The following is a 2895-nucleotide window of genomic DNA, read 5'->3' as shown; positions in this document are numbered from 1 at the left end:
TATTCTACAAGCTCGTTAGCGCACCAGTAATCAAGCATGGATGAACATATGAAGTTTGGCGAGATTTGGGACAAATTCGAATTATACATAATGTCACTTTGGTTCCTGTTTTTCTTAATCATTGTGATCACTGTAGATATTCCTATGTGCTTTGGTGATAACTGCCAATTCATTGGGTTTTGGGACGTTATTAAAAAGAACATAGTTCCTGCTATTTCTTTGCTGTTGGTTTTATTCGGGGTTATTTTTTATTATCGCTTTGATTACAGAGTTTCAGGTAGTAAGAAATTACCCGTTGAAATTACAGATATTGAAGACCTGAATTACGAGCATCTTACATTTCTAACTACTTATATAATCCCTTTAATTTGTTTTAACCTAACAAGTACAAGGTATTTGATAGCTTTAGCCTTTTTATTAATTGTCATCGGTATTATTTATGTAAAAACAGATAAATTTTATGCCAACCCGACTCTTGCCGTTTTAGGTTTTAGATTATACAAAGTGACAGTTAAGACAAGAACCGGCATAAAAGAAAATATTGTTGTAATTACAAAAGATAGGTTAAGTGAACTTGATCAATTAAAAACATTAGATTTAGATAATAAAGTATATTTTGCGAGGAAAGTCGAATGACTATTGAAAACTTAAAGGAAGAAATTTCATCGGTTATAACAGCGAAAGGATGTTCTGCTGAATTTTTCTTTCTGTTAGATGGCGATGAAGGCATGTGTGTTAAGTCTGTTGATATTAATGAAGAAGATCAGACTAAATTGGCAGAAATGTTTACGGAGTCATTGAGTAATAATATTCTCCTTAATGATGATCTTTCACTGATTCCAATATCAAGTGCAGATGACAGAAAAAATGCTTTATACGAGTATGATTTAGATGATATTCCTGATGAACTGTCGAATTTAAAAAAAATAATTGAAAGTGAAAAATTTGATCCTTTTTCATTTAGTGATGACTCATTAAAACAACTTGAAGGTGTGCTTATTTTAATTGGTAATCAAGACGTTCAACTTGCCATTTATAAACACCACTACCCTATAACATTACTACAAAAAGATAGCGGCTTTAGCCTTACTAAGATGCGAGGTTCAAATAGATTTCAGAAACTAGATCAAGATATTCTTAAAATTGATCCCAAGTTTCAGTTTATCAAATTGAATGGTAAATATTACATCCTCGACATTAAGGCATTAGAGAGATTTTTCGGTTTCCATGATGCCATTAAAAACATTGCTACACAGGGTATAGAGAATATTAAATCATCTGATTTAGTAATGGATTGCGGTGTATTTGAATCTCGTCTTGATGATATAACTTTTTCGAGAAAGCTGGTTAAGTCGGCTAGTCAATCACCTGTTTTATCAGTAATACCTAATCGTGAAATATTATCTTTTACCAATACTCACCCTGCGTTAAAAGGTAAGTTTAAATATAGTACCGACGGCTCTCAGTTTGATTTGAAAACTAAAAAATCTCAAAATTTATTTCTTAAACTATTAAACGACGATTTCTTACAATCTGAATTAACTAAGAAATATTATGAGAGTGTAGCAAAGGACAATATTGAAGAAGAAGCGGCTGAAAATGCGGCGTAATGGTGCTCTAAATCGGGTAGCCGGAGGTTTCTACCCTCCAGCCCCCACACCACCCTGCATGCGGCTCCGCACAGGGCGGTTCATTAACCATGATGGATTTTGACCCAAATATTCCTAAGTGACAATAAACCTGCATTGGCTAAATACTCGTTGCTCAATGCCTGATTTATCCCTTTCGTTTTCGCACTTCGCCATACCCCTTTTCTTGTCGACCCACAGCTCACCGCTAGCGCTAATGGAACACCTCGTTTTAATAGATTTTTTCACTTTGGATCTAGGCTTTCGCCATTGCCGCCAATAACACATCCGTATTCTTCGGCGGATCCATTGCTCTAAATCGACACATAACTGATAGCCGTTGGCGATGAGGAAGTAGTTCCCCCATCCTCGCAGGTATCGATTAAGGCTACTAATTTGCCTGCTCATGGCAATTCCCCAATTTCTGTTAGTTAACTCTCGCACACGGTATTTAAAACGCTGCAATGAATTATCATGTATTTTGATGCGCCCGTATTTGAAACCAAAACCTAAAAACTTGGTTTCTTTTACCGCGCCTACACGACTTTTCTTCTCGTTAACGATGAGTTTAAGGATTTGCTTTATAAACACGCTAATACTCGTTAAAACGCGTTCGCCTGCTCGTTTACTTTTCACCAAAATGGTGAAGTCGTCCGCATAACGGGCGAAGTGATGTCCTCGTTTTTCTAACGTTTTATCAAGCTCATCAAGCATGATATTAGAGAGTAACGGTGACAATGGCCCTCCTTGTGGTACGCCTTGGGTTGGTTTTACTCGTTTACCGTGTTCAACAATCCTTGCGCGTAAGTACCGCCCAATCAGTTTCATCAATACTTTATCTTTTATTTTTAAACCGAGTTTATGCATGAGTAAATCATGATTAACTCGGTCAAAGAATTTAGATAAGTCAATATCAATAGCTATTTTACGACCCGATTTAATACCTGTTTGCAAATGTGTTACCGCTTGTGCTGCATTGCAGTTTGGGCGAAAACCATAGCTGTAAGGTGAAAAATGTGGGTCGAATAGTGGATTGAGTACTTGGTGGATTGCTTGTTGGATAAACCTATCGAGTACATTAGGAATACCCAGTTTTCGCATGCCACCATCAGGCTTGGGAATGTTGACCCGTAGCACGGGGCTAGGTCGGTATGTTCCTTGAGTTATTTGTGTTTTGATGTGTTCCCAGTTTGCGTTAGCAAAGGCGGGGAAATCATCTATCGTCATCCCATCAATACCTGCACTATCTTTGTTGGCTTTGACTCGT

At 37.1% G+C, this 2895-nt stretch carries 3 protein-coding genes; 2 read left to right on the top strand and 1 reads right to left on the bottom strand.

Features of this window, described 5'->3' with window-relative positions:
- Nucleotides 1–36: 36 nt before the first annotated feature.
- Entirely contained in the window at nucleotides 37–636 is a 600-nt protein-coding gene (gene kwaA / locus KO509_RS15325; protein WP_252727634.1) for an anti-phage protein KwaA, read from the top strand.
- Nucleotides 633–1610 carry an anti-phage protein KwaB gene (kwaB, locus tag KO509_RS15320; RefSeq protein WP_215974143.1) on the top strand — a complete coding sequence of 326 codons (978 nt, stop codon included), beginning with the start codon at nucleotides 633–635 and terminating at the stop codon, nucleotides 1608–1610. Before kwaA ends, kwaB begins: the two co-directional genes overlap by 4 nt.
- Nucleotides 1611–1724: 114 nt before the next feature.
- Here the strand turns inward: kwaB and ltrA are convergent, their stop codons facing one another.
- A complete protein-coding gene (gene ltrA / locus KO509_RS15315) occupies nucleotides 1725–2855 on the bottom strand; it encodes a group II intron reverse transcriptase/maturase (protein ID WP_354668421.1) in 1131 nt (376 codons plus the stop codon).
- Nucleotides 2856–2895 lie beyond the last annotated feature (40 nt).

The organism is Colwellia sp. C2M11 (assembly GCF_018860915.1).
In the GTDB taxonomy this organism is placed as follows: domain Bacteria; phylum Pseudomonadota; class Gammaproteobacteria; order Enterobacterales; family Alteromonadaceae; genus Colwellia.
The sequence above is the reverse complement of the archived record's forward strand: the minus strand, read 5'-3'. Positions and strand labels throughout refer to the sequence as shown.